At 38.4% G+C, this 25,971-nt stretch carries 19 protein-coding genes; 14 read left to right on the top strand and 5 right to left on the bottom strand.

Annotation, left to right across the window (positions count from 1 at the left end):
• Positions 1-18: 18 nt before the first annotated feature.
• Positions 19-1,638 carry a DUF4139 domain-containing protein gene (locus P0Y49_19440; GenBank protein ID WEK18951.1) on the bottom strand — a complete coding sequence of 540 codons (1,620 nt, stop codon included), beginning with the start codon at positions 1,636-1,638 and terminating at the stop codon, positions 19-21.
• Positions 1,639-1,787: 149 nt separating this feature from the next.
• Between P0Y49_19440 and P0Y49_19435 the strand changes: the two genes are divergently transcribed.
• From P0Y49_19435 to P0Y49_19415, 5 genes are all read left to right on the top strand, one after another.
• A complete protein-coding gene (locus tag P0Y49_19435; protein WEK18950.1) occupies positions 1,788-2,003 on the top strand; it encodes a hypothetical protein in 216 nt (71 codons plus the stop codon).
• Between the two features lie 643 nt (positions 2,004-2,646).
• The gene (gene ltrA, locus P0Y49_19430) at positions 2,647-3,921 is read left to right on the top strand and encodes a group II intron reverse transcriptase/maturase (GenBank protein WEK18949.1); all 1,275 of its coding nucleotides are present in this window, start codon (positions 2,647-2,649) and stop codon (positions 3,919-3,921) included.
• A gap of 391 nt (positions 3,922-4,312) precedes the next feature.
• Positions 4,313-8,233: a PKD domain-containing protein gene (locus P0Y49_19425; GenBank protein ID WEK18948.1), complete on the top strand. Its 3,921-nt coding sequence runs from the start codon at positions 4,313-4,315 to the stop codon at positions 8,231-8,233.
• A gap of 40 nt (positions 8,234-8,273) precedes the next feature.
• Positions 8,274-11,987 (top strand): DUF6443 domain-containing protein, encoded by a 3,714-nt coding sequence (locus P0Y49_19420; GenBank protein WEK18947.1) that lies wholly within the window; start codon positions 8,274-8,276, stop codon positions 11,985-11,987.
• Positions 11,984-12,448: a hypothetical protein gene (locus P0Y49_19415; GenBank protein WEK18946.1), complete on the top strand. Its 465-nt coding sequence runs from the start codon at positions 11,984-11,986 to the stop codon at positions 12,446-12,448. Before P0Y49_19420 ends, P0Y49_19415 begins: the two co-directional genes overlap by 4 nt.
• A 280-nt stretch (positions 12,449-12,728) precedes the next feature.
• On the opposite strand, the gene ruvC is transcribed toward P0Y49_19415, so the two are convergent.
• Complete coding sequence (gene ruvC, locus P0Y49_19410) at positions 12,729-13,292, bottom strand: crossover junction endodeoxyribonuclease RuvC (GenBank protein WEK18945.1); 564 nt, start codon at positions 13,290-13,292, stop codon at positions 12,729-12,731.
• Positions 13,293-13,311: 19 nt separating this feature from the next.
• Here ruvC and P0Y49_19405 point away from each other — a divergent pair, with 19 nt between their 5' ends.
• Genes P0Y49_19405 through P0Y49_19375 form a run of 7 tightly spaced genes read left to right on the top strand, consistent with a single transcriptional unit; the run spans position 13,312 to position 20,262 of the window.
• On the top strand, positions 13,312-14,313 hold the full coding sequence (locus P0Y49_19405; GenBank protein WEK18944.1) for a lysylphosphatidylglycerol synthase domain-containing protein: 1,002 nt from the start codon (positions 13,312-13,314) through the stop codon (positions 14,311-14,313).
• Positions 14,291-15,427, top strand: coding sequence for a glycosyltransferase (locus tag P0Y49_19400; GenBank protein WEK18943.1), 1,137 nt, complete (start codon positions 14,291-14,293; stop codon positions 15,425-15,427). The genes P0Y49_19405 and P0Y49_19400 overlap by 23 nt, the downstream gene beginning before the upstream one ends.
• Positions 15,427-16,518, top strand: a complete 1,092-nt coding sequence (locus tag P0Y49_19395; protein ID WEK18942.1) for an ABC transporter permease — start codon at positions 15,427-15,429, stop codon at positions 16,516-16,518. Before P0Y49_19400 ends, P0Y49_19395 begins: the two co-directional genes overlap by 1 nt.
• 28 nt (positions 16,519-16,546) lie before the next feature.
• On the top strand, positions 16,547-17,158 hold the full coding sequence (locus P0Y49_19390) for a ribonuclease HII (GenBank protein WEK18941.1): 612 nt from the start codon (positions 16,547-16,549) through the stop codon (positions 17,156-17,158).
• Between the two features lie 19 nt (positions 17,159-17,177).
• On the top strand, positions 17,178-18,380 hold the full coding sequence (locus P0Y49_19385) for a glycosyltransferase family 4 protein (protein WEK18940.1): 1,203 nt from the start codon (positions 17,178-17,180) through the stop codon (positions 18,378-18,380).
• A 41-nt stretch (positions 18,381-18,421) separates the two neighbouring features.
• Positions 18,422-19,501: a glycine cleavage system aminomethyltransferase GcvT gene (gene gcvT / locus P0Y49_19380; protein ID WEK18939.1), complete on the top strand. Its 1,080-nt coding sequence runs from the start codon at positions 18,422-18,424 to the stop codon at positions 19,499-19,501.
• A 41-nt stretch (positions 19,502-19,542) separates the two neighbouring features.
• Positions 19,543-20,262, top strand: coding sequence for a 2-phosphosulfolactate phosphatase (locus P0Y49_19375; protein WEK18938.1), 720 nt, complete (start codon positions 19,543-19,545; stop codon positions 20,260-20,262).
• Here P0Y49_19375 and gldB read toward each other — a convergent pair.
• Positions 20,255-21,283 carry a gliding motility lipoprotein GldB gene (gene gldB / locus P0Y49_19370; GenBank protein ID WEK18937.1) on the bottom strand — a complete coding sequence of 343 codons (1,029 nt, stop codon included), beginning with the start codon at positions 21,281-21,283 and terminating at the stop codon, positions 20,255-20,257. The genes P0Y49_19375 and gldB overlap by 8 nt on opposite strands.
• A gap of 57 nt (positions 21,284-21,340) precedes the next feature.
• Between gldB and P0Y49_19365 the strand changes: the two genes are divergently transcribed.
• Positions 21,341-22,009, top strand: coding sequence for a porin family protein (locus P0Y49_19365; protein ID WEK18936.1), 669 nt, complete (start codon positions 21,341-21,343; stop codon positions 22,007-22,009).
• A 45-nt stretch (positions 22,010-22,054) separates the two neighbouring features.
• Positions 22,055-23,695, top strand: a complete 1,641-nt coding sequence (locus P0Y49_19360; protein ID WEK18935.1) for an NAD+ synthase — start codon at positions 22,055-22,057, stop codon at positions 23,693-23,695.
• Here P0Y49_19360 and lnt read toward each other — a convergent pair.
• Both lnt and P0Y49_19350 read right to left on the bottom strand, forming a co-directional pair.
• Entirely contained in the window at positions 23,692-25,311 is a 1,620-nt protein-coding gene (gene lnt, locus P0Y49_19355) for an apolipoprotein N-acyltransferase (protein WEK18934.1), read from the bottom strand. The genes P0Y49_19360 and lnt overlap by 4 nt on opposite strands.
• A gap of 10 nt (positions 25,312-25,321) precedes the next feature.
• The gene (locus P0Y49_19350; GenBank protein ID WEK18933.1) at positions 25,322-25,969 is read right to left on the bottom strand and encodes a PH domain-containing protein; all 648 of its coding nucleotides are present in this window, start codon (positions 25,967-25,969) and stop codon (positions 25,322-25,324) included.
• Between the last annotated feature and the right edge of the window lie 2 nt (positions 25,970-25,971).

Genomic DNA, 25,971 nt, shown 5'->3' with positions numbered 1-25,971 from the left:
CCACAATGGGATTTATCATTAATATAAGTTAGGAATAACCTTATCCTTAGGGTATTTAACTGAATAGCTGATTCTAATCTTTTGTGTGCTGGATGGTTTCATATTTAAGTTCCAGGTCAGGATTCCTGTTTCTTTGTCTACTTCAGCACCACTTGAACTGAGTAATTCGACTTCCATATCTTTATCAGTTGATATTGGATATTGATCTTTGAGCTGTAGGTTTATGTTTTCTTTTTTACTATTTCTTATCGTGATCTCGTAAGTAAAAGTTTGTTTCTTATTACTTCCTATTGTTTTAACTCCCGTTTGTTCCGCTATTTTTTCGCGTTTGATAATGATCTTTTTATCACGTCCCATACTCAATTTTAAGGTGTCGTTTAACGCATTCGGATTGATATAAGATTTTCCGATGTAACTGTTTTCGAATATGAGGTTTGCTTCTCCCGGTAAAAGGTTTAACTTTTCGTAATCTGTAATTTCAGCCATTAAGAAAACATCGTTGTCCATTTTGGGAATGCTGTAATATTTAAATGAAGCAGATTGAGTGGTTTCTTTCAGCATTACACTATGTGGCTTGCTGTTGGAGGCTATATCATAAGGGATATCGACATCAAATACTACGTTCAATTGGTTTTCTACCTGTTTGAATTGAGGCGCTGCTTTAGCCATGGAGGTGATCACCACTTCTTTGAGTTCTTGCTTGTCTTCTTGATTATAGCCTCTGATCATTATTCCGGAAGTTTTTCCACTTAGTTGTTTTGCATATTGATATTGTGGTGTCCCGAATTGAAGAAACCATGAGGATAATAAAGGGGCTGTTCCATTTTGTGTTGGATTACCTGTAGAAAGACTAAGCTTAACCTTTTTCCAGTCGATGCCTGTATACTGACTTATGCTGGCTTTATAAAGAATCTTTAAAGGTGAAGCTGTATTCTCTGCTCTGAGGTCATAAAACGCCTGCCATTGCGCGTTAGGGGACAAGTAACTCAGGTTAAAATCTGCATTAACAGGTTGTGTAGCTAAAACGTTGATGATGACTTGTCCCGTTGTGCCGGATTTGTCCTGGCTTAGTTCCAGCAACTGCTTTTGTAGCTTAGCAATTTTTCTTTGCCAGTGTTGTTCTGTTTCTTGTAATGTTGCTATGCTATTGCGCAACTCGAGCTGTTTGCTTTTATAATAATCTGCAACTTTGATTAATTCATTTACATTTACGCCAATATTGGTGCCACCTACGGTCTGGTTTTTATCTAATAAACCTAAAAGGTTTGCTTCTACAATGCTTTTATTTTGAACTTTAACAAGCTCTCTTTTAGCTGAGGTCAGACTATCTTCAATGATGCGATAGGCAGGACTATTGTTGTCTTGCTTAAGGTAGTCTTTGCTAAAACTGGTAGATAGGATCGTAACACCTGGGGGAACGCTGATCTGGATACTGTTTTCATCCAGGGTATTGGCTACATTAGTGATGACAATTTCGCTTGTGCCAGTGGGGATATTAATCCGGGCTTTATGATTCAATTCTGCACCAGCCCGATAAACAGTTGCTGATTCAAGTACCGCAGGAAATAAACGAGGAGTTTGCGCTTTTATTAAGCCTGTGCTTAAAGCAATAAGCAGAAATAGAGATATACTTTTCATGGATCTTGTTTTTAAATGAGATGCGAACTTTGACTATAATCCATAATTCAGGTATTTTTTTGTTTTACCAATACTTATTTAAAAAGTAATGGATTAAATACTGCTTTTTAGGTAATTAATATTATTTTTGTGCCATAATTAGAAATCGTATGGAACAGACACCAAAACACAATACAGCAAGCATGAAAAGAGCTAACGAGAACTCGATTTATAAAATGATGGTCGTAGGAATCCTGATCGGTATCGTAGGTGTTTATTTACGTTTTGCTGCTGATTCTCCTATGTTGTCAATCGTTTCCTGGGTGATCTTATTAATAGGTACAATCATAGCTTGTAAAGGCGTATTTAAAATATTGGCTGCTTAAGCAGTAGAAGATAAATTTTTAAAAATTGGAACCCTCATTAGCTTATGCTGATGAGGTTTTTTTGTGCGCCGGGCATGGCGATCAACTCTAGGGTGTAAGTCCCGAGCCCACTTTGCAGTAGGAAGGGTTAGCCAATAGCAAGGGTGTCGCGGGTGACTGCGAATTTGAAGGAAGCTGGTGGCAAATATGGGGGCCTACGTACAGAAACTGTATATAAGGCGGGTTGATGTGGGTGATGTTGCAAAACAAACAGAAGCCCTATGCTGCACAGAACATCAACACGTAAATACAGAGGTCACATCCATAGAAAGTTGACCGCCTTACCCCGGGAGATCTGTCTATAGACTGTCAAAGGTATGCGCGAGTACCGGCGAAGAAACAATAATCAGAATAACAATGGTTACTTGGGATAGGCAGAAGTCAGCAGAAGTCGTAGTACTGTTTTTTTTTAACAGGAAGGACTGAATGTTAGAATGGCAAAGGAATCAAAACGTTTATGGCGAAACGTTCACAACTGAAACACGTAAGAGAACTGCCTGCGGGAGTATAGGCCGGAAGCTGAAAGTAAAACGCAGGAGGAGTTGAGTCTAGCTATGCAACTAATGAGCACAATGCCTGGAATTAGTTTTTTTTTTTTAGTAGTATGCTTGAAGAAATATTAGACATCCGAAATGTACAAAAAGCCTTTCGGCAGGTTACTACCAATAAGGGTGCTGGGGGTATTGATGGTATGCAGACCGATGAACTTCGTGACTACCTCAATATCCACTGGCAAGCATTAAAGAGTGATATTTTAGCGGGTAATTATCGACCACAATCTGTACTTAAGGTAGAAATACCCAAAACGGGCGGTGGAACGAGAATTTTGGGCATCCCAACGGTAATCGACAGGCTGTTGCAACAGGCGATCTCTCAATGGTTGAGTCCTAAGTACGAGGGCGATTTTTCAGCAAACAGTTATGGGTTTCGCCCGGGTCGCAGTGCACATCAGGCGGTATTTCAGGCGCAGGTAAACCTCAATTCGGGTTATACCTGGGTTGTAGAAGTGGACTTGGAAAAGTTCTTTGATACGGTCAACCACGACAAGCTTATGAGCCTGTTATGGGTTAAGATCAAGGATAAGGGGACCTTAAAGCTTATTCGTGCTTACCTAAGTGGCGGTATGATGGATAATGGACTGGTTAGCCCCAGAAGAGAGGGTACGCCGCAAGGTAGTCCTTTGAGCCCTTTATTATCAAACATTATTCTGAATGAGCTAGATCAAATTCTGGAAGACCGGGGCCACCGTTTTGTACGTTACGCAGATGACTGTAGTATTTATGTGCGGAGCAGAAAATCGGCCTTCCGTGTTATGGCGGTTATGACAGGCTATTTGGAAGATAAGTTGAAACTCAAGGTCAACCGGGAGAAGAGCAAAGTAAGCCGACCATCTGGTAGCACGCTTTTAGGCTTTTCCTTTTATGGCTCCAAACAAGGATGGCAGATCCGGGTTGCGTCCAAATCTCTGAAAACGATAAAACAGAAGATAAGGGAACAAACCCAACGGAACCATTCGATTGCTACTAGTGAACGAATTTATAGACTAGAAAAGGTCATACGGGGCTGGGTAAATTACTTTTCTATAGCCAAAGCCAAAAATCAGTTACTTAGATTGGACGAAATGGTCCGTGTAAGGTTAAGAATGATCATTTGGAAACAGTGGAAGAAAGTATATACCCGTATTGGGAACCTAATTAAGTTGGGTATTTCAAGGGACAAAGCTTATGAATGGGCAAACAGTCGAAAATCTTATTGCAGAATTGCTCACAGCCCAATACTATGTCGGGTGCTAGACAATGCATACTTTACAAAGCTAAAGTATACGGGCTTTACCAACTACTATTACTGGAAAACTGAATACCAGAAGAAATTATTCTAACAAACCGCCGTATGCCGAACGGCACGTACGGTGGTGTAGGAGGACAGATAGCTAAATAATAGCTATCTTCCTACCTAATTGTGAAGTGTACTCTACAGTTTAGAAGAATCTAGTCGTTACAATGCGTTGTTTTTGCACTGAATATTTTAGACTGCAAATTAATTCATGCAAATTTTTTGTGAATTAAAGCTGTTTATTGTTTGTTTAAGCGGTTTTTTGTTGTAAATCTCCTCTTGAAAATAAATTGCTAAATATTTCTTTAGTGCATACCCGTTGCACTGGGGTTTCTTAGTATTACAACGTTTCCGCCCTTTAACCCTCATTATGATGAGATTGTAATCGGCATAAGGAAACAGCCAGTTAAATAGTATAAGCAAACCCAGGACGCATCATGGTAAAAGTCTATTCTTTTTTTATTTTTCTTATTTCGCTTGTATCGGCTAATCGACTTGTTGCGCAAAGAAATGTAGTACAGGTTGATCAATATTCAGGTACAGCAAGTGTTATTATACCCATTTATTCGATAAAAAATGGGTCTATTTCTACTCAAATTAATCTTATTAACCGGGGTGTAGGTGTAAAGGTAAAAGATGTAGAAGGGACCGCAGGTATTGGTTGGCAGATGTCGGGAGGAGGTGTAATAAGTAGGGAGATACGCGGTTTACCTGATGATTGTCAAAAGGATAATGCTAACAACATTCGTTTAGGTTGGCTATATAATAACAATGGAGTTAAGATCGACAATTTTGCTATTGCAAATGATGGGAATATGACGACATGTACAGATGAAACTACAGATTTAGCAAGTTTAAACACTAATTTTTCTGATCTGTCTGATACCGAACCAGATCTGTTTTCGATCAATGCACCGGGTTTATCAGTTAGCTTCGTTTTTGATAAAAACCATCAAATCCAAACTATACCTTATCAGGATCTCAAAATTACATATTCGACCAATATTTATGGAGAGATAGAAGGATTTATAGTAGTGAATGATCAAGGTGTAAGTTATCAGTTTTATAACATGTATGCGTCTAGATCTACAAAACAAACACTAACTACTTTTAATTCACAAACTGTTAGTGAGAGTAATATTTCTTATTTCAAAACCCAATTTTTGCAATATAAATTTGGGATAAGTTCATATAATAACTGGTATTTAACAAGCATGACTGATGCAAATCGTAATGAGATTAATTTTTCTTATGAAAATGGTTTGCCCCGAGATAATGTAACGCCCATTGAATTGTATATTGGTACATCTGCTAAATCAACTCAGTATTGGGTTAAAGATGAGTCATTCCCAAGATTATTAAGTAACATTAGTGGAGGGGGAACAGGTGCTTCCTTTACCTATAATAATAATTATTATACCTCTCAATCATTACTTAGCAAAATTCAATTGAGCAGTGGTGCTAATTATCTCTTGAATTATAGTAGTGTTATGCCCTTAACGGGATATTATTCTAGATTCTTTCTAAGAGATATCACAACAGATCAATGTAATTCGCCAGCAAAGTATCAGTTTTCTTATACTGGCGAAACCTTCTATTATTACTATTATAAAACATCCTTAGGTGATTCTTCCTCAAAGAATATAGATTATTGGGGGCATGCAACGAGCTATTCCAATCAATCTGGGACACTATTGCCTGCATTAAATATTAATCCTTCAAACACTTTATTGCAAAGGTATCAAATTGTGACAGATAATGTTTCAAGGCCTTCTTATACAGTTAACTTACCGGGGGCTGATCGGAGGTTGGATCCTTATGTGGTTGCGGCCGGATCTGTAAGTAAAATTACCTATCTCGATAATGGTTCAACTAGTATGATTTACGAACCTCATGATTATTATGATCCAACCGCCGGAACTGTTGTACAGGGAGGAGGAATTCGTATTAAGCAAATTGTTGACTATGACGGGATTAGTGTAGCTCGTAATATGGTCAGTAACTATAGCTATTCGAATCCTGCTACAGGTATAACGAGCGGGAAACCAACTTCTTTGCCAGTATACGGTTTTACCCGCCCATATACCGGAACAGGCAGTAATTTGGATTTATGGAAGAGTGCGACAGTTCGTTCTGAACTGGATCTGTCACCCAATGATCATAGCATTGTATATGCACATGTTAAGGAAGCTAAAAATGGTTCAGGGTATATAGCTTATGAATATTATACTCCGGCAACAAATTATGATACAAGTGCTTTCCCTTCTTGTGTTGATTGTACTAGTAGTGATTGGTCGCCCACAGTTACTTTTATTGCTAGACCAGGATGTGCCACGGCTGGTTTTATGACGAATGATAAAAGCACTTATCCATTTGCTCCCAATACAAATTATGATTTTGAACGGGGATTGGTGAAGAGAGTGAAGGTTTATAATGAAGTTGGTGGGATTGTTGACGAAACTGAGTACTCCTATCAGCGTATCGGAACGCCAATATCTGTTACTGGCTTAAGGTGGGACGAAAATGGAGGATTTAAAGCTTATTCTAAATATACGATATATACATCAACCGGTGAATTAACAAAAAAGGTAGTTCAGAAAACGACGGATTTGGCTCCTTATAACCAGGTTAAACAAAGCTCGAGTTCTTATTTTTATGACAGCCCTTTTCATCATCTTTTCACAAGAAAAGAAGTCACCAATAGTGATGGAACGATCAGGAAAGCGTTCGTCAAATATGTTAAGGATTATAATACCGGAACTATTAATGATGCTGAAGTAAACGCAATTCATCAGTTGCAATTACAAAATCAGAATATACCTATAGAACAATATACACAAGTTCAGAAGCCTAATAATGACCTAAAGGTTATTTCAGGATCTTTGCTGAAGTTTAAAGCGTTTAATTTCGGATCCTATTCATTGTACATGCCTTCTCAAAAGTTAGGGTTTGTTAGTCAGAATGGGATAACAGGATTTACAACATCAAGTAGTTCGTCTGGAATCTTTACTTATGATTCTAATTATATTCCCCTCGAGAACTATCTGATCTATGACTCGAATGGTTTTCTCCAAACTAAAGATGATCATCATAAACAAGTACAAACCTCCCTATCGAGTTCAGTCCATCATTTACCTGTAGCCAATATAGCTAATGCAGCGGCAGATGAGATTGGCTATTATAACCCTAATCATTTGGTTGCCAACTCGTCTTTTAATGTCGCTACTGGTATTACGGGTCCATATGCAGGACGAGCTGGTGTTGGTTCTGGGAGCAGCACTCTTGATCCTGGTATTTCTCTTTCTAAAGCAATTAAGAAAAATAAAAATGCCAAAAATTATATATTTTCAATTTGGTTGGATTCATACGGAAGTGGTACATTTTCAATAACATTAACTGGAACAGATAATGTACCTCATGTTTATCCGCTTAATTTTACTGCAAATAACGGGACCTGGAAGTATTATGAGATTAAAGTACCGGTAGTTAATCTATCTCCTACTTTTAATATTGACATTCGGCATAATACGACTTCGGGGTTATTTATAACTGACGTTCTTTTTTATCCGGAAAACGCTGAAGTAAGCACTTCTGACTATAGAACGGCAACACTAAGTAAAATTGTTCAGACCAATACCAATGGCATTTCCGAATATTATGAGTCTGATAATTTAGGTAGGCTAAGTCTTGTTTATGATCAGGACAAGCAAATTAAAGCACGTACAAGTTATTTGTATCAGGACACTTATCAAACTTTTTCAGATCCTACATTTAGTTTTTCGCCGGTTAATAATATTATAGCTGGTACAGATGTTCGTTTTTATAATGCTACTAATTATAATCCGTGTCAGTTCACCGGGATAACTTTCACCTGGGATTTTGGGGATGGTACGGTCCCATTTGTTACCAATTCTACAATTAGTCAAGACCATAGATACGCTGTTGCGGGTACCTATAATGTAGCTCTTACTGCTAGTGCTTTGGGGCAAGGTAGTAAAACTACAAAAGCGGTCGTCGTAGTTTTACCACCTCCTATCCCAGAAGCACCACAGCTTGTTATTCCTGTAAATTATGTAAATAATAGCTCCGGAGCGATAACCCGTATCGAACTCTCTCAAAATGGAGAGGTAAAATATACTTTTACGGGTAATGAGCTTCTTGCTGGTGACATTAAGGTTCCGGCTGAATCATATAGGGTTAGAGTTTTTTGTTCCGGAAATTATGGAAGTGTAAAATTAGATGATGGGAGCCTTAATTACTGTTCGGAATATAGTGGCTTTAGTAGCTATAGCTTCTTTGCCAATTTAGTCGCGCCCAAATCGCTCACAATTACAATTGATAATGGGAATTGTAATTAAAAACTTAGGTCTAATTCATAACTAAATAGAATCCAGCAAGATGATTTATCATATAAAATATTGCGCCATTTTACTGCTGTTTATGGTGTTGAACCTTGAAGTATTGGCCCAGAACGGATATATACAAGAAGAAAGGATTAAAGTGGCTGGTGTCTCCACTGCGGAGCAGGTGATTACACTGCCCATTTCACAAAAGACAATAACAAGGTCTTACACTGATGGTTTGGGTAGGATTATTCAAACAGTTACTATTCAGGCAAGTCCATCGCAAAAGGATATTGTTCAACCCTTTGTTTATGACAACCTGGGAAGACAAACTATTAATTACCTACCTTATGCAAGCTCTGCAACAGATGGTAGCTATCATCCAAATGCAATTACCAGTGAGCAACCTGCTTTTTATCAAAGTGGAAATCCATTGATTGCACAGGATGCAGCACCTTACAACCAGCAAATATTTGAGAATAGTCCCTTGCAAAGGTTACTAAAAGCCGGTACAATAGGAACGGGGTTCCAGCCTGATCAACATCATAAAACATATAACTCTCGTTCTAACCAAAATACAGATTATGTAATTAATTGGGGTACTAATGCTGTAAATCAAGGTTATTATGATGCCGCCACATTGTCCATATCAGAAGCTACTGATGAGGATGGTAAGCAGGTTATTGTATTTAAAGACAAAAATGGGAAAACAATCCTGGAATGCAAGAAAGCAAATCAAACAGTTAAAGGTGTTTTTCAAGCGTATTTCGATACTTATTACCTTTATAATGAAGGAGGTGCATTAGTGTATGTTGTTCCTCCCAAGGCCATTTCACTAATGCAACAAAGCAGTAATTGGAGTCTTTCTCAAGCTGGTATTGTTAATCTGATATTTAGTTATCAGTATGATATCCGGGGACGTTTAGTTCAGAAGACTATTCCTTCTAAGGGGGCGGTTTTTATTATTTACGATCCGGCGAATAGACCGGTTTTGATGCAAGATGCAAACCTTAGGGCCAATAATCAATGGAATTATATCAAGTACGATGTTAAAGGACATCCAATTAGTCAGGGTATTTATACTGACATGGAGCATATTGGCCTTGTTAATATGCAGGATTATGTGAATTCACTCGATTACAGTACTGTTTATTATGAGGAGAGGGTATCAGCATCTGCGACTGGGTATTATAGTAATACTGTTTTCCCCACTACTTCAATAGCACCTCTGGCTTACGGCTACTATGATGATTATGATTTAGATCAAAATGGTGTGCCTGATTACAGCTATGCTGTTCAGGGGCTAGCTGGAGAATCTATAGCTACAAATTTGTTAAGGGGACTGCCTACGATGGTAAGAAAAAGAACCATTGGAAATGGTTTAAGTAATATTTGGTTAATAAATGTATTGTTTTATGATAAGTATGGTCGTTCGATTCAGAAACAAAGCAATAATCATTTGAATTATACAGCAGAAGTTGTAACCGATGTGAGTACCAGTGTTTTTGATTTCAGCGGCGCTACTACTTTGACCAAAGTTTCTAAGCTTGCTGGTGTAGCAACCACTACTGTACAAACTGGTTATGTTTACGATCATGCTTATCGCTTAGTAGGCGTTAACCAGAGCTATAATGGCGCTTCAGCTATTTCATTGGCTGCTTATGTTTACAATGAAATAGGGCAACTCATAAAGAAAGATCTTAAACCGGGAGCAGTTGGATTTCAATCTCTTGATTACCGCTATAATATACGCGGTCAATTGCAATTTATTAATAATAGTAGATTAAGTAATGATGGAGGCATTACCAATAGTGACAATAATGATGTTTTTGGGATGCAGTTGTTGTATGATCAAAGTGATACGAATTTGGGAAATACTCCGTACTTTAGTGGAGCATTATCAGCGGTTAAATGGATGAGTAAAGATGGAAATAACATTAGTAGTGTTGAACGGAGTTATTCATATAATTATGATGCATTGAATCGGCTTAGCTCATCTGCCTATGCCGAACGTACTGGGGCAACAGGTAATTTTAATAATAATGTAGGGGGATTTAATGAGGATGGGATTAGTTATGATGAGAATGGAAATATCTTAACTTTACAGCGTAATTCCTCTACACCTGGTAGTAATTCTCATACTCAAATAGATAATCTAAGTTGTACTTATAGTAATACACATCCTAATCAATTGGAAAGTGTTAGTGATGAAGCGACTAGCGGGGCAGGTTTTATGATTTATCCGGGAGGGAGTAATACAGGTACTTATGGTTATGATGTAAGCGGTAATCTGGTGAGTGATCCGTATAAGGGGCTTAGTCTACAGTATAATGTACTAAATAGAACTGACAGGATTACGGTAAATGCCGGAACTGGACAGTATATAGATTATACTTATGATGCCTTTGGTGGTTTATTACGTAAACAAGTTTATAGGGCTGGTTCTACAACTTTGGTAACAGATTATGTTGAGGGCTTTGTTTATAATAACAATTCTGTTGGGAATATTGAAAATCTGGCTTATTTTGGGATGCCCGAAGGAAGGGTCCGAAATGATCAAGGTGTATTGAAATTGGAATATGTCATAACTGATCAGCAGGGTAATGCACGTGTTAGCATTGAAGATAATGGTAATGGGGTAGCAGTTGTACGCCAGGAGAATAGTTATTATGGATTTGGGATGATTTTAGCTAATAGTCCTGTAGGAACGCTATCTGATGGTAATAAGCATTTGTATAATGGTGGTTCGGAATGGCAAAATGATTATGGAAATTTACCGGATTATCAACAAACTTTTTATCGAAATTACGATGCTGCATTGGGTCGGTTTGTAGGGGTTGATCCTTTAGCGGATAGCTATGCTTCTGTTACGGGATATCAGTACGGTAATAATAATCCCATCCAGTTTAATGATCCGCTTGGTGACGAGCCCAGGCCTTTGCCTATGTTGGATACTAATGCTGGAACTGGTGACTCGCTCCCCCTTGGTGGTGGGGGTGGTGGAAGGCTTGGAAATGGTCGTTTTTCTTATGAAAAATGGGTGGCTAGTTTAGACTCTAGAGGTGACCACGGCAATTGGAACTCTTTTTTAGGCCAAAACCTGCCTAGCGAAGCTAAAGAGAAAGCAATCATTGCTCAGTATGGTACAACTATTGATCCCGGATCTGCGGCTGGTCAGGCAATTTTAGGTGGAAATATATGGTCAGAAAATGGGGTTTTAGGCTATTATCGAGAAAATGGGATTGAATTTTATAATGAGCAACATACTCGTGAGTATGATGAGAATGGCTTCAATATGGGTAATTCATATTGGACTTATAAATTTGTAGCTATTCAGGTGGGTAACTGGTTCTCCAATAATAATGGTACAATCAGTAATTATGCTGCTGGTTGGGGATATGCCGCCGGAGCTACTGGAAATCAGATAGGTAAAATTATAAAAGCAAACTCTTTGTATGGCGCTCCACTGGAAACAACGTTTGTCAAAACATTAGTTGGCAATGTAGAGGTGTCAACAAGTGCTTTAAGAACGACAGGGACAGTCCTAAGGGCAGCTGGAAGTCTTGCCGGAGCTGCCGGATTAGGAATAACCTATTATCAATATAAAACAGGACAAATATCAGGAACAGAGGCTTCCGTGGATGCCACTTTTGGAGCTATTGGTTTTTTAGGTCCTTGGGGTGCAGCTATAAGTATCGGCTACTTCGGTGGGAAATATTTATATGAACATTACTCGGGAAATACTTTGTTTGATAAGCCAACACAATGATGAGAGCATATAATTATTTATTATTCAGACTATACCGTTTTTATACTGATAGAATTAAAGAAAAAGACATTCCTTTAATATATACATCTACTGTAAGTACTGTTCTTGTATATTTTAATCTAAATACAATATATTCATATCTGGTTTATAAGGATATTATTAAAGAGCTAATGCCTAATAAATTTTATGTATTAATCCCAATGGGTATTATATGGATATTGAATTATTTGTTCTTTGTTAAAGGGGGACGTTTTTTAGAATGTGATTTTACCAAGGATATTAGAGGAGGTATACTAATAATCATTTATTTCTTATTCACAATTATCACTTCAATTGTAGTAGCTAATTATAGCCGGGCTAAAATAATTGAACAAGTGCACAAATATCCTACTATGGAACAGGTAAAGCAAAGGCCATCATTGGAAGGAAAAATAAGGAAATGGTGGAAAGATACTTTTTAACGTGTCAAACACCCGGCCACACAATTGCGCTAGGCTTTGGTATCCCGCAAAATAGTATCAATGAGAAAAAACAGCTTTTCCTTAACTGCGGGGGTTAACTCTTCAATACCTTGTAAGCGTTGCACCGTCTTTTTATCAAAATGAGCATTAATGCCCTCACCGGCCAGGTAATGTAAGTGGTTGGTTTATCTTTAAGGGATTGATATTGATGCTTTTAATATCTGATCAATACTTGTGCTGATTGCAATTGGTTATTGATATTATAGGAAACAAAGAAGGCTTATCTGATCCGTTTTTTGTTATCACTGACAAATGATTCCCAGCCGGAGTAAGTTTTGCCTTTTCCTCCGGTGGGTATTTTCTGAAAGGAATGACATACTGCCACAGCAAGGCCGTCTGTTGCATCCAAAAACTCTGGTGTTTCTTTAAAATTCAATAATCTTTGGAGCATAGCCGCAACTTGCTCTTTGGCGGCACTTCCGTTTCCTGTAATAGATTGTTTGATCTTCCTCGGTGCATATTCATTGATGGGAATATTTCGAGATAGCGCAGCTGCCATTGCAATGCCCTGGGCGCGGCCAAGTTTTAACATGACCTGTATATTTTTTCCGTAAAATGGAGCTTCAAGTGCTACAGTATCGGGTTTAAATTCGTCGATTAGTTTTGTAGTTTTTTCGAAAATGCGCTGTAGCTTTAAGAAGTGATCATCTAAATGGTCCATTCTTACAATTCCCATTGTGATCAGTTCAATCTTACTTCCTTTCTCCAGAATTACGCCATACCCCATAATAGAGGTACCTGGATCAATCCCCATGATCACCCTTTCCTTTTTTTCAGCCAACATAGAACAATATTAAGCATATTTGCACAGAGTAAAAGCAAAAATATTGACATCCAATTATAAAAAAGTACTTTCCTACATTCTTAAAGGCGTAATTGTAATATTCGCATTTGGGTTTGTATATAAAAAACTTTCCTCCAATGAGAATTTAAAAGAGTTTAAGAATCTGTTAAAGCAGGTTCCTCAACAAGAAATTATCATGGTGATTGGGGCGGTTTGCTTATTGATGCTGGTTAATTGGGGGCTGGAGGGCCTGAAATGGCGGCGGCTAATTGCAAGGGTTGAAAGCATTACGATATGGAGAGCCATAGAATCTGTTTTTTGCGGCTTAACCTGGGCGGTATTTACGCCAAACCGGATTGGTGAATATGGAGGCCGAGTGTTTTTTCTTTCGCCCAAACGACGGATTATTGGTGTTGTAGCTATGGCTGTTGGCAATATTGGTCAGATGGTGCTGACAAATGTTTTCGGTGCAATAGCGGTATGCGTATTTATTTATCGTTTCGAACCGATTGATTACCGGCTTTTTTATGCTTTGGTCATCTTATCCTCTATGTTCTGTGCTTTCTTTATTATATTTTATTTTAACATCAAGTGGCTAAACGGGATTTTGCTTTCGATGCGGTTTACCAGGAAGTATAAGAAATTTTATAATATCCTTGCCAGGTATAGCAAAAAGGAACTCTTATATATTTTGTTGTTTTGCCTGGCTCGCTATATCGTTTTTAGCACCCAATATTTTATTCTTTTCTTTTGGCTCATTCCTGAAATTCATTACCTGGATATTTTAATGATGGTGAGCATATTATTTTTTGTACAGTCTACACTTCCTTCTCTTGATCTTTTTGATATAGGGGTACGAAGTGTTACGGCTTCTTATTTTTTTAGTTATATAACGGGGCATCAGGTAGCTGTTATTGCATGTACTGCGAGTATATGGCTCATAAATATTATAATTCCTGCTATATTAGGCTCTTATTTTGTGTTTAAACTTAATTTTTTTGGAAGTACTCAGCGTAATTAGTTATCTCTCATCATTTTTAACGGTTTTATATGTCATAGTTGTCATTGCTTTTATAAAGGGCTGGCATAAGTTGACCTATTTTAAACCTAAAAATGTCCCATTAAGCATCAGGGTTTCTGTCCTGGTGGCTGCCCGTAATGAGGCAAAAAGTATTGCTAAAACAATAGAGGATCTGATCGCTCAGGATTATGATAAAGGGCTGACTGAGATTATATTTATTGACGACCACTCTACAGATGAAACGGCAGCAGTTATCGGCTCCTATTCATCCCATGGCGTAAAGCTTATCTGTTTGAATGAGGATCAGCCGCTTAACTCCTATAAGAAAAAGGCGATACAAACGGCTATTGCTGAGGCTGGTGGCACTTTGATTGTTACTACGGATGCAGATTGCAGAATGGGAACAAGCTGGCTTAAAACAATTGTAAGCTTTTACGAGGAAAAGAGATATAAAATGATTTCTTCTCCTGTGGTTTATTTTGAAGAAAAGAGCTTTTTTGAACGTGCTCAAACACTAGAGTTTTTATACTTAATTGGTCTTGGAGCTTCAACGATAGGGAATAAAAAACCATCTACTTGTAATGGTGCTAATCTTGCTTATGAGCGGGATGCTTTTTATGAAGTAGGAGGCTTTAAAGGGATTGATGATCTGGCTTCGGGAGATGATGAATTGTTGTTACATAAAATGGCAGCGAGATTTGGGGGCAATATAGGATTTCTGAAAAATGAGGATGCGATAGTTTATACGCATCCAAAAGCCACTTTAAAAGAGTTTATTCAGCAGAGGAAACGTTGGGCTTCTAAAAGTACGCGGTATAAGAACAAGTCGATCATTGTATTGGGTGTCTGCGTCTGGTTGTTTAACTTAAGTATACTTATAAATGTTGGTCTGGGGTTCTTTATGGACTTTTATTTTAAGCTGGCCTTAATTCAGCTTCTGGCAAAAATGCTGGTCGAATGGCTATTCTTATTTGATGTAACTGCGTTTGCGAAAAGGAAAAGCTTATTGGTGCTTTTGCCGGTGTTAAATGTGTTACATATCTTGTACATTGTATATATAGGTATTGCGGGTAATAGCGGAAAGTATAACTGGAAAGGTCGAATGGTAAAATAATGGAGATGAATAATAGTCCTTCAAGCAAAATATGGAAGCGTTTTAAGAAAAATAAAATGGCTTTTGGTGGGTTATTGTTTATTTTAATATTGACCATTATGGGCATTTTGGGGTATTTGATTACGCCGGATCAAAGTCCAATGGCAAATACCATGCACCTACAGCTTAGTAATAAAAAGCCTGGCAGAACTTTTAACTTTTTAATCATCAGTAAGAAAAGCAATGTTAAAAAAGTAAATTTTCTGGAACTTATGCTAAATGGTCAGGAGCCTGACTTTAAAAGTATTCCTATAACTAGTTACCGTGAAGCAGGGAATAAGGTTTACGTTAGGGAGTATATCGGTGATGATGAACAGGCAGAAGAGTCTGAATATCCGAAGTTATCGTTCAATCAGCAATATCGACAAACATTTTGGTTAGGGACTGATATTTATGGAAGGGATATGTTAAGCCGTCTAATTTTAGGAATTCGGGTATCCTTATCGGTAGGGCTCATGGCTGTGTTGATTTCCCTTTTTATTGGCGTATTCCTGGGAGCACTAGCCGGTTATTTTGGTGGAAAAGTAGATGGTGCAATCAGCTGGTTTATGAATGTGATCTGGTCATTGCCTTCTTTGCTATTGGTTATTGCGATATCTTTTGCCCTGGGGAAGGGATTTTGGCAAATATTTATCGCTGTTGGCTTATCTACATGGGTAGATGTATCGCGACTTGTGCGTGGGCAGGTAATGGCTTTAAAAGAAGTCGAATTTGTTGAAGCATCTAAAGCCCTTGGGTTTTCGACTTCAAGAACCATTATAAAACATATTCTTCCTAATATTGCCGGTCCCATTCTTGTTGTGGCTTCTGCAAATTTTGCCGCTGCTATTTTGCTCGAAACCGGATTAAGTTTTCTTGGATTTGGGGCGCAACCTCCAATGCCCAGCTGGGGAAGTATGATTAAGGAGCATTATGGGTATATCATTATGGATGCTGCCTATCTTGCTCTTTTACCTGGATTAGCCATTATGTTTACCGTGTATGCGTTTAATTTATTGGCCATTGGCTTACGTGATGCCTTTGATGTTAAATCGCAAAATATATCTGTGTAGCTTCCTGAATTTATTAACTTTGACGCGTATGTTATTAAACTGTTACCAGCAAGAACTATTAGAAGCCGGATGTGATGAAGCAGGTAGAGGTTGTTTGGCAGGACCGGTATTTGCCGCTGCTGTAATCTTACCGCCTGATTTTACTGCCGGTGAATTGAATGATTCGAAGCAGCTTAATCACCAACAGCGTAATAAATTGAGACTTATCATAGAAAAGGAAGCTATAGCCTGGGCTGTTGCAGAAGTTGATAACATAGAAATTGATCGTATCAATATCCTGAATGCTTCTTTTTTAGCCATGCATAAGGCGATAGAAAAATTGAGTGTTAAACCGCAGTACCTGAGTATAGATGGGAATAGGTTTAAGAAATACCGGAATATTCCACATTCCTGCATTGTGAAGGGGGATGGTAAATACCTAAACATTGCTGCCGCTTCTATTTTGGCTAAAACCCATAGGGATGAATTTATGGAGCGTATTTCTGCTGAATATCCTCATTACCAATGGCAACAAAATAAGGGGTATCCTACGGTGACTCACCGGTCGGTCGCTCTTGAGCATGGATTATCGCCATATCATCGTAAAACTTTCAATGTAAGTGCCCCACAACTAAAGCTATTTTCGGAAATCGAAGGATAATTAGTATTTTCACGTAGATGTGAAAACACTGATACTGACAAATAGAGTCCCCTTTCCGCCCAATAGCGGTTATCCTATCGTGGTGTATAATACCATGAAGGGCTTGCTAAAACTTGGGGTAGAAATTACCTTGTTCAGTATCAATACCAACAAACATTGGGTTGATGTTGAGGATATTTATGATCCTGTTTTTGATCAGATAAAGTTTTACTCTTTCGACCTCGATACTGAGGTAGATGTATTCGGAGCAATCACTAACATTTTCTCTGATGAGTCGTATAATGTTTCCAGATTTTTTGATGAGGATGCGGCACGTTTGCTGGAGGATGTTTTAAAAGAAGACGAATTTGACATCATACAGTTTGAAGGCTTGTTTGTGGTGCCCTACCTGGATACGGTAAAAGCCAATAGTGATGCCAAGGTAATTTACCGGGCTCATAATATTGAGTTTGATGTTTGGGAGCGTATAGCCATGCGGGAACAGTTTACGCCCAGAAGAAAATATTTACAGTTTTTGGCCCGTCGTTTAAAACACTATGAAACAGAACAGATCAACCGCTTTAATCAGGTGTTCGCGATTAGTGAACCCGACAGGCAAAATATTGTAAAGTTTGGTTGTGAGACCGCTTTGGATGTTTTTCCTGTAGCATTGGATTTTGAAAAATATATTACTGATCCATCTAAGACCAGTTTTCCTACGTTGTTTCACCTTGGTGCCATGGATTGGAGACCAAATAAAGAAGGGCTGGAGTGGTTTCTGGATGAAATATGGCCTGATATTGAAAAGTTAAATAGTGAACTGCGCTTTTATATTGCCGGCAAAAACATGCAACAGGAGTTTTTTGAATATGACTCGGAAAACCTGGTGGTTGAAGGAGAAATATTTGATGCTGTTGAATTTATAAATTCTAAGGCTATCATGATCGTTCCATTGTTGTCGGGCAGTGGTATGCGTGTTAAAATTATAGAAGGAATGGCCATGAGAAAATGTGTTATTGCAACCAGCATGGCTGCCGAAGGCATAAGGTGCGAACATGGTAAAGATATATTGATCGCCAACACCGCTGATGAGTTTTACAGGTCTATTTTACAATGTATCACCAACCCCAAAAAGTGGCGTGAAATAGGCGAGAATGCACGTAAAACGGTAGAAAGAGATCATGATATCAATCTGATTTCTCTAAGAATGCTGAATGTCTACCAAAAATTAATTAGTGGCTAAATTTATATACCTTTGCCACGTTTTTATAGATATTAAACCGTATGAAGAATACCGCACTAACAGATAAACACATTTCATTAGGCGCCAAAATGGTGCCTTTCGCAGGATACAATATGCCCGTACAGTACGAAGGCATTAATGCAGAGCACGCTACAGTTAGAACAAGTGTTGGCGTTTTTGACGTTAGTCATATGGGAGAATTTATCCTGAAGGGTGAGCAAGCTTTGGATTTGATCCAACGGGTAACCAGCAATGATGCTTCTAAGCTATATGATGGTAAAGTTCAATATTCATGTCTGCCAAACGAAGATGGTGGTATTGTGGATGACCTTCTTGTTTATCGCATAGATGAGTTAACTTATATGTTGGTCGTAAATGCTTCAAACATAGAAAAGGATTGGAACTGGATACAGAAATTCAATACCAAAGGTGTAGAGATGCACAATATATCTGACAAGACTTCTTTGTTGGCTATTCAAGGCCCTAAAGCAGCTGAAGCATTGCAAAGTTTAACTGATGTTGACCTGGCTTCGATGGAATACTACAATTTTGTAAAAGGCAGATTTGCAGGTGTTGATAATGTGGTGATTTCTGCAACGGGATATACCGGTGCCGGAGGCTTTGAGGTTTATTTTGATAATGAACATGCTGATGTGATATGGGACGCTATTTTTGAAGCAGGTAAGCCTTTTAATATTAAACCAATTGGTTTGGGTGCAAGGGATACTTTACGTTTGGAAATGGGTTTCTGTTTATATGGAAATGATATTGATGATACAACTTCTCCTATAGCTGCAGGATTAGGTTGGATTACCAAATTCTCTAAAGTATTTACCAATTCTGAGGCACTTCTTGCTGAAAAGGAAGCCGGTGTAGCACGTAAGCTGATTGGATTTGAAATGATTGAGAGAGGTATTCCTCGTCATGATTATGAAATTGTTGATGCTGAAGGAAATGTAATTGGTAAAGTAACTTCCGGAACACAGTCTCCATCTTTGCAAAAAGCGATTGGAATGGGGTATATCGATAAAGCGATGTCTAAAGAAGGTACGGAAATCTTCATCAACATCCGTAATCAAAAGATCAAGGCTAAAGTAGTTAAGTTCCCTTTTTATAAATAACCGTATTTTAAACCCTCCTGTTTTATCCAAATCGACTACGGATGCATTATAAAAAAAGCATAGAAGTTTGTTTAACGCCTGCATTATTAAATCTTTACGACACTAAAGAAAGTGTTGTCGTGGTAATCGATATTTTAAGGGCGACCTCATCCATTGTATATGGTATTGATAATGGTGCAGATGCAATTATACCTGTTGCTCAGGTAGAAGATTGTTTGAACTATGCAGATAAAGGGTTTTTACTGGCTGCAGAGCGAAATGGAGAAGTTGTTGAAGGCTATGATTTCGGCAATTCTCCATTTTCCTATAGCAGTGACAAGGTAAAAGGAAGAACGGTGGTATTAACCACTACAAATGGAACTAAAGCATTGCATATGGCCAATGCTCAGGCTGCACAAGTTGTTATGGGTTCATTTCTGAACTTGAAGGCGCTATGTAACTGGCTTAAAATTCAGAAAAGAGATGTGCTGTTGCTGTGTGCCGGATGGAAAGATAAATTTAATCTGGAGGATACCCTATTTGCGGGAGCCGTAGTAAATGAGCTGCGCAAAGATTTTACCCATTTTGATGATTCTTGTGTCGCTGCTGAAGATTTGTATCTGTTAGCTAAGGATGATCTAAGGAGCTATCTGCATAAATCATCGCACAGCCATCGCCTGGCCGAATTGAACATCGAAGAAGATGTTAAGTTCTGTTTACAGCTTAATATTTGCCAGTCGATACCTGTTTTGATAGGAGAAGCATTGGTTCCCCTTACTTAGGCTTGTACTTAGAGGCCGAAAGTATTTTCTGGGCATCCTTTTCTGTCATTAATTGCTGTAAGGTAACCGTTGGATTTTCCTGCATGTATTTTCTAACAATTTGCCATCCTGTCCATATTCCTAATTTGGGTGCCGATTCATTTCTTTCGCCCAATCCAGGTGTAAATGGTCCTTCACTTAAAAATACTTGTATCTTTTCATAATCTGTTTCAAATAATAGATTGTTCTGAAGGTAGTAGCCCCAAATATCACGTTCAAAGGTTTTACACCAATCCAGGTGTTTCGCAGAATAGCCTATTTTAACAGAATCCGGAACATTATCCGCCAAAACCCGATCCATAAAATACAGGATTTTACCATTGTGTATCATTTTGGCCAGCAGTGACCTGTCTTCATCACGTTCTGCAAAAAGTTCTTCTCTTGCATAGGTTTCTGTTAACCTTGGAACGATATATTGTGGCGTAAAACGCTTAGATAAATAAAGCGGTACACTCTCTACTATAGCTCTATAAAACTTACTGTCTTTTCCTAAAAACATATCCAGACCTATCCCCATATAATCATCACCTATAGGGGTTTGGACTGCGAAACCTGAAAGAAATGCAATAAACCGGGGAACTCGGGCTTTAGGGTAGTAATACTTTATGTATTTAAATGTTTGTGTAAGATCTTTTTCGATAGGAGCTATATTGTTAAAAACACTATCTACCTCTTTGTTCAGGTCATAATACGCCTGATCCTTAAACAGTGTAGAAAGGATTTGATCGTTGCTGTATGTTACATTGCCTACCATTCGGTGCATATAGTCGTCATAAAATGCACCATATTTCTTTTGCAGCAGCTCATCTGTTTGCTTAATGCCCTTGTCTTTTCCAAGGTACAGGTCCTTGTCAAAACGATCAATTTTTATATCCAGATGTATTGCGCTTACGTCGGGTTTAGTACCTTGTTTGCAGGAAAGAAAAGTTAATATAAATAGAAAAAATAGATAGCTTTGGCTGAATTTTACGTTATTGTTCATTATAAACAAATATAAACGAAGTTTATTCAAGCTTCAACACCTTAATAGAAAATACATATGAAAAGAACATTTGTCGGCTTACTCCTTTTATTTTTAACAAGTAATCTTTTTGCGCAAATGCCTGTATTGCCTGATTATGGTTTCAGACTTGGACTCACAGCTCATCCTACCATAGGTTGGATTAAAGCTGAACCTGGTAAAAGCAGGGGAGTTTCTTTAGGTTTTTCTTATGGTCTACTGGGCGATTTTAATTTTGCGGAGAACTATGCATTTTCAACAGGATTAACGATAACGACTATAAATGGAAGGAGTACCGAAATTAATGTGCCGCCTTATTATGATGGGTCGGGGACACAAACTGCTTACGATTTGAAATATAAGCTTCAATACATTGAAATCCCCCTTACAGTGAAGCTTAGAACTGCTAAAATGGGTGATGTAAAGTGGTACGGACAATTTGGTTTATCTAATGATTTTAACATTAGTGCTAAGCAATCTGCTGAAGCTTCGGGGAAAACTGCGATTGAGGATAAGAACATTTCAAAGCAAATCAATTTTTACCGGGCCGGATTGATATTGGGTGGAGGTGCTGAATTTGACATTGCAGATCATACCAGTATTGCACTTGGGTTGAGCTTGAACAATGGCTTTACCAATATCGCTGATGATAACAATCGAAAAGTACGAAATCATTATCTTGGCCTTAACGTTGCCGTTTTCTTCTAATCTGTATAGCAATCTTCGTAACCGTTAAAATAAATTTATTCTACAATGAAAATAGCGTTAGCACAACTTAATTACCATATAGGTAATTTCGAATACAATACAAACAAGATCATTGAGCACATTGAATTGGCTAAAGCCAGGGGCGCAGACTTGGTTGTATTTGCAGAACTGGCTATATGTGGTTATCCGCCACGCGATTTTCTGGAGTTTGATGAGTTTATTGACCTTTGCGAGAAAGCAGCCGGGGAGATCGCTAAACATTGTATAGGCATTGCCTGTATTGTGGGCTTGCCTGTTAAAAACGAAGTATTAGCAGGTAAAGACTTGTATAATGCAGCTTATTTTCTAGAGGATGGGCAATTAAAAAGGGTCGTTAAAAAAGCTTTGCTTCCAAATTACGATGTTTTTGATGAGTACCGTTATTTTGAACCTGCCAGTCATTTTGAGTGCGTAGATTTTAAAGGGATTAAAATTGCGGTGACCATTTGCGAGGATCTGTGGAACATCAATAACAATCCGCTGTATATTTCTTCTCCTATGGATGAGTTGGTTAGGCAAAAGCCTAAACTAATGATTAACATTGCTGCTTCTCCATTTTCTTATCTGCACGATGAAGAGCGTGTGGTGGTGCTTTCGGATAATGCGAAGCAATACAACCTGCCACTATTGTATGTAAACCAGGTGGGTGCGCAAACGGAGATTATCTTTGATGGGGGATCGTTGGCTTTTGATGCTAAAGGTAACCTGATTGATGAAATGCCTTATTTTACAGAGGAGCTACGTATCTACGAATTTGAAGACAATATCATCAAAGGATATGAGCCTATGCATCATCAGACTCTGCCGGATATAGAGCAGATTTATGAGGCTTTGGTACTGGGTATTAAGGATTACTTTGCCAAGTCTGGTTTTAGAAAAGCCGTTCTGGGTCTATCAGGAGGGATTGACTCTGCGGTTGTCTGTGCATTGGCTTGCAGGGCTTTGGGTGCTGAAAATGTAATGGCGGTATTGATGCCATCTAAATACTCTTCGGATCATTCTATCCAGGACGCACTGGATCTGGTAAAGAATTTCGGTTGTAAGCATGAGATTATTCCAATAAAAGAAGCAGCTGATGCTTTCGATAGTATAATGGCTCCTGCATTTGAGGGACTTCCTTTTAACCTTACTGAGGAAAACATTCAGGCTCGGTGTCGGGGGGTTATTGTAATGGCGATGTCTAATAAGTTTGGCTACATTTTGCTAAATACTTCTAATAAAAGTGAGTGTGCAGTCGGTTATGGAACGCTATATGGAGATATGTGTGGTGCAATAGGTGTAATTGGTGATGTTTACAAAACACAGGTATATCAGCTTGCTCACTATATCAATAAAGATGGAATTGTTATTCCTGAAAATTCTATTGTTAAACCACCTTCTGCAGAACTCAGACCCGACCAGAAGGATTCTGATTCATTACCTGATTATGATGTCCTTGATAAGATCTTGTTTCAATACATCGAATTAAAACAAAGCTCATCGGCAATTATTGCACAGGGATTTGATGAGGCATTGGTTAGAAGGATTATTAAAATGGTAAATTCCGCAGAATTTAAGCGTTATCAAACGCCACCAATCCTGCGGGTATCACCTAAAGCTTTTGGTATGGGCAGAAGGATGCCTATTGTAGGTAAATATCTTTCTTAAGCTTTCTTAGTCCATTTCCTATAAGGAATAACTAAAGCTAAGAATAGGGCTATTACACATAAAAACTTAGGGATGATGTCGCCCGTTTTAACGTACAAGGTCAGTTCATCATTTAAGTTAATGTCGGCCTTCAATGCGGCTCTTGTCCACCATTTGGTCTTTTTTATAATATCTCCTTTTTGGTTGATGAAGCAGGATATACCCGTATTGGCTGACCGTACTACATAGCGACGAGTTTCTATAGCTCGTAATTGTGCATACATTAAGTGCTGATCCTTACCTGATGTATTTCCCCACCAACCATCATTGGTGATGATAGCGATGAACTGAGCGCCGTTTTTAACCGCTTCTCCAATCCAGCTTCCCCAAATCGATTCATAGCAAATTACCGGGGCAACACCGATGCCGCTGTAGGCGTAAAATACACCGGGTTTATCCTGCCAGCCATAGCCGCCTACAGTACCACCAAAACCTTCAAAAATAGGTCCTAGTATGGATAATGCAGCTGGGAAAGGCATCTTTTCTACGCCTGGAACCAACTTTGATTTATGATAGAATTGTACGTTAGCAGTGTTTTCTATTTGCACAGCTCCATTAAAAACATCAATATAAGTGCCATTATCATACTTTCTTGCAGATAATGTTTGTTTATCCTGATACAACTTTATGCTTTCTATACCGGTAATAATGGTTCCATTTTTATACTTTTCTAAAAAGTTTTGCGCAGCTATGAAGTCGGGATTGGTTCGGATTCTATCCTCATTCACTCCACTGGGAATTGCTGTTTCTGGCCAGATAAAATATTCGGTGTTGGGTTGTGCCACAGAGTCAGAAAGATGGGTCAATATACTCATCTGATCGGTCGAAGAAAGGCTGCCAAATTTTTGATAAGGGTCGATATTCGGCTGTACGGTTACTACATTTACAGGAATTGATTTTTCTTTGTATTGGTAGTATTTTGTTAGCGAAAGACCGATTGGTAGTATAACCACCAAAGTCCAAATCATTGCGGGTCTTAGTTTTAAATAGCCTTTTGCATCCGATTTAAAACGTTTGTAAGCTTCAAACGCTAAAATATTACTTAGCAATATCCACACAGAACCACCATAAACGCCGGTGTACTCATACCATTGTGCCAGTTGGTGCATCCCGGATAAACCATTTCCCAGCGTCATCCATGGAAATGCAAGGTCCCAGCTTTGGTGCAGATATTCCATCGCTATATAAAACGAAATCAGACCTGCATAAGCAATTTTTTTGTTGGTTACCATTTGCAAACGATAGTACAACCAGAATGCAAAAGTCATTAATAAAGCGCCTAAACCAAAAGGAATAAGGGATACAAATGCCGATACTACCGGATTGTTTACTGCACTGATGGCATTATAAACCCAATAAATAGAGGCTGTATTCCAAATTAAAAAAGTTAGTCCGGCAGTAAGGAAAACCTTTTTGCCTGTTTTTTCTCCTTTTTTAAGGATGATTTTATCCAGTGCAATTAACAGGGGTACTAAGCCAACTAGAAGGAGCGGGGTAGTAAAGGGGATGGGTGGCCACGCCAGCCACATTAAAAATGCGCTTAACAGGGCCAGTGGGGCAGTATTTTTAAAATTCATTAATCGTTGCTTATAAGCTATCTAATATATCTGCCTTCTTTGCTTCATATTCTTCCTGAGTAATCAGGTGTTTGTCGTACAAACTTTTTAGCTTTCTTAATTTTAAAGTGGTTTCGTCTTCAGGCTCTTCCGTATGGTTAATTGTTACCGTTGGTTGTGTGGGGTGTGCAGTAGGCTCTTCGGAAACAGCTTCAGGTGCAACGGCATTCACAGTTACCGGCGAAGGATAAGAACGTTTTTCCTCTAATTCTGTTTGTCTTTGTTGCTCTTTGAAATTTTCCAGTTGCTCATAAGCTGCCTGATATAATTTACGCGCCTGTACTTTAGGGATATATTCAGTAATGATGTTTTCTCCATGTTGAGGTACGCAAATGAATTTTGAGCCAAATAACTCTTCTTTAAATGAAACTTCCTTAATGCTTTTCCAGGAAATATCTTTGAAATTCATGGTGATGCCGAAATTACCGGGCTCACAATAAAAAATACGTTTGTTACTTACAGCAATACAATCAGGGAGCAAGTTTACGGCAGGTTTTTTCTGTACTGCCATATAAATGAGTTCCTCGTTGTTGGTGAGCATGTCGTTCAGTTTACCCAATACTTTTTCAACAGCTTTTGGATCTTGTTCGTCACTTAAAAATCTATCTATTAAAATCATGA

The sequence above is a fragment of the Candidatus Pedobacter colombiensis genome (assembly GCA_029202485.1).
In the GTDB taxonomy this organism is placed as follows: Bacteria; Bacteroidota; Bacteroidia; order Sphingobacteriales; family Sphingobacteriaceae; genus Pedobacter; species Pedobacter colombiensis.
This window is presented reverse-complemented; position numbering and strand designations above follow the sequence as displayed.

What these genes read in the sequence shown, in the direction of transcription:
- P0Y49_19440 (WEK18951.1), bottom strand. Translation starts at nt 1,638, where the DNA reads ATGAAAAGTATATCTCTATTTCTGCTTATTGCTTTAAGCACAGGCTTA.
- P0Y49_19435 (WEK18950.1), top strand. Translation starts at nt 1,788, where the DNA reads ATGGAACAGACACCAAAACACAATACAGCAAGCATGAAAAGAGCTAAC.
- ltrA (WEK18949.1), top strand. Translation starts at nt 2,647, where the DNA reads ATGCTTGAAGAAATATTAGACATCCGAAATGTACAAAAAGCCTTTCGG.
- P0Y49_19425 (WEK18948.1), top strand. Translation starts at nt 4,313, where the DNA reads ATGGTAAAAGTCTATTCTTTTTTTATTTTTCTTATTTCGCTTGTATCG.
- P0Y49_19420 (WEK18947.1), top strand. Translation starts at nt 8,274, where the DNA reads ATGATTTATCATATAAAATATTGCGCCATTTTACTGCTGTTTATGGTG.
- P0Y49_19415 (WEK18946.1), top strand. Translation starts at nt 11,984, where the DNA reads ATGATGAGAGCATATAATTATTTATTATTCAGACTATACCGTTTTTAT.
- ruvC (WEK18945.1), bottom strand. Translation starts at nt 13,292, where the DNA reads ATGTTGGCTGAAAAAAAGGAAAGGGTGATCATGGGGATTGATCCAGGT.
- P0Y49_19395 (WEK18942.1), top strand. Translation starts at nt 15,427, where the DNA reads ATGGAGATGAATAATAGTCCTTCAAGCAAAATATGGAAGCGTTTTAAG.
- P0Y49_19390 (WEK18941.1), top strand. Translation starts at nt 16,547, where the DNA reads ATGTTATTAAACTGTTACCAGCAAGAACTATTAGAAGCCGGATGTGAT.
- gcvT (WEK18939.1), top strand. Translation starts at nt 18,422, where the DNA reads ATGAAGAATACCGCACTAACAGATAAACACATTTCATTAGGCGCCAAA.
- P0Y49_19375 (WEK18938.1), top strand. Translation starts at nt 19,543, where the DNA reads ATGCATTATAAAAAAAGCATAGAAGTTTGTTTAACGCCTGCATTATTA.
- gldB (WEK18937.1), bottom strand. Translation starts at nt 21,283, where the DNA reads ATGAACAATAACGTAAAATTCAGCCAAAGCTATCTATTTTTTCTATTT.
- P0Y49_19365 (WEK18936.1), top strand. Translation starts at nt 21,341, where the DNA reads ATGAAAAGAACATTTGTCGGCTTACTCCTTTTATTTTTAACAAGTAAT.
- P0Y49_19360 (WEK18935.1), top strand. Translation starts at nt 22,055, where the DNA reads ATGAAAATAGCGTTAGCACAACTTAATTACCATATAGGTAATTTCGAA.
- lnt (WEK18934.1), bottom strand. Translation starts at nt 25,311, where the DNA reads ATGAATTTTAAAAATACTGCCCCACTGGCCCTGTTAAGCGCATTTTTA.
- P0Y49_19350 (WEK18933.1), bottom strand. Translation starts at nt 25,969, where the DNA reads ATGATTTTAATAGATAGATTTTTAAGTGACGAACAAGATCCAAAAGCT.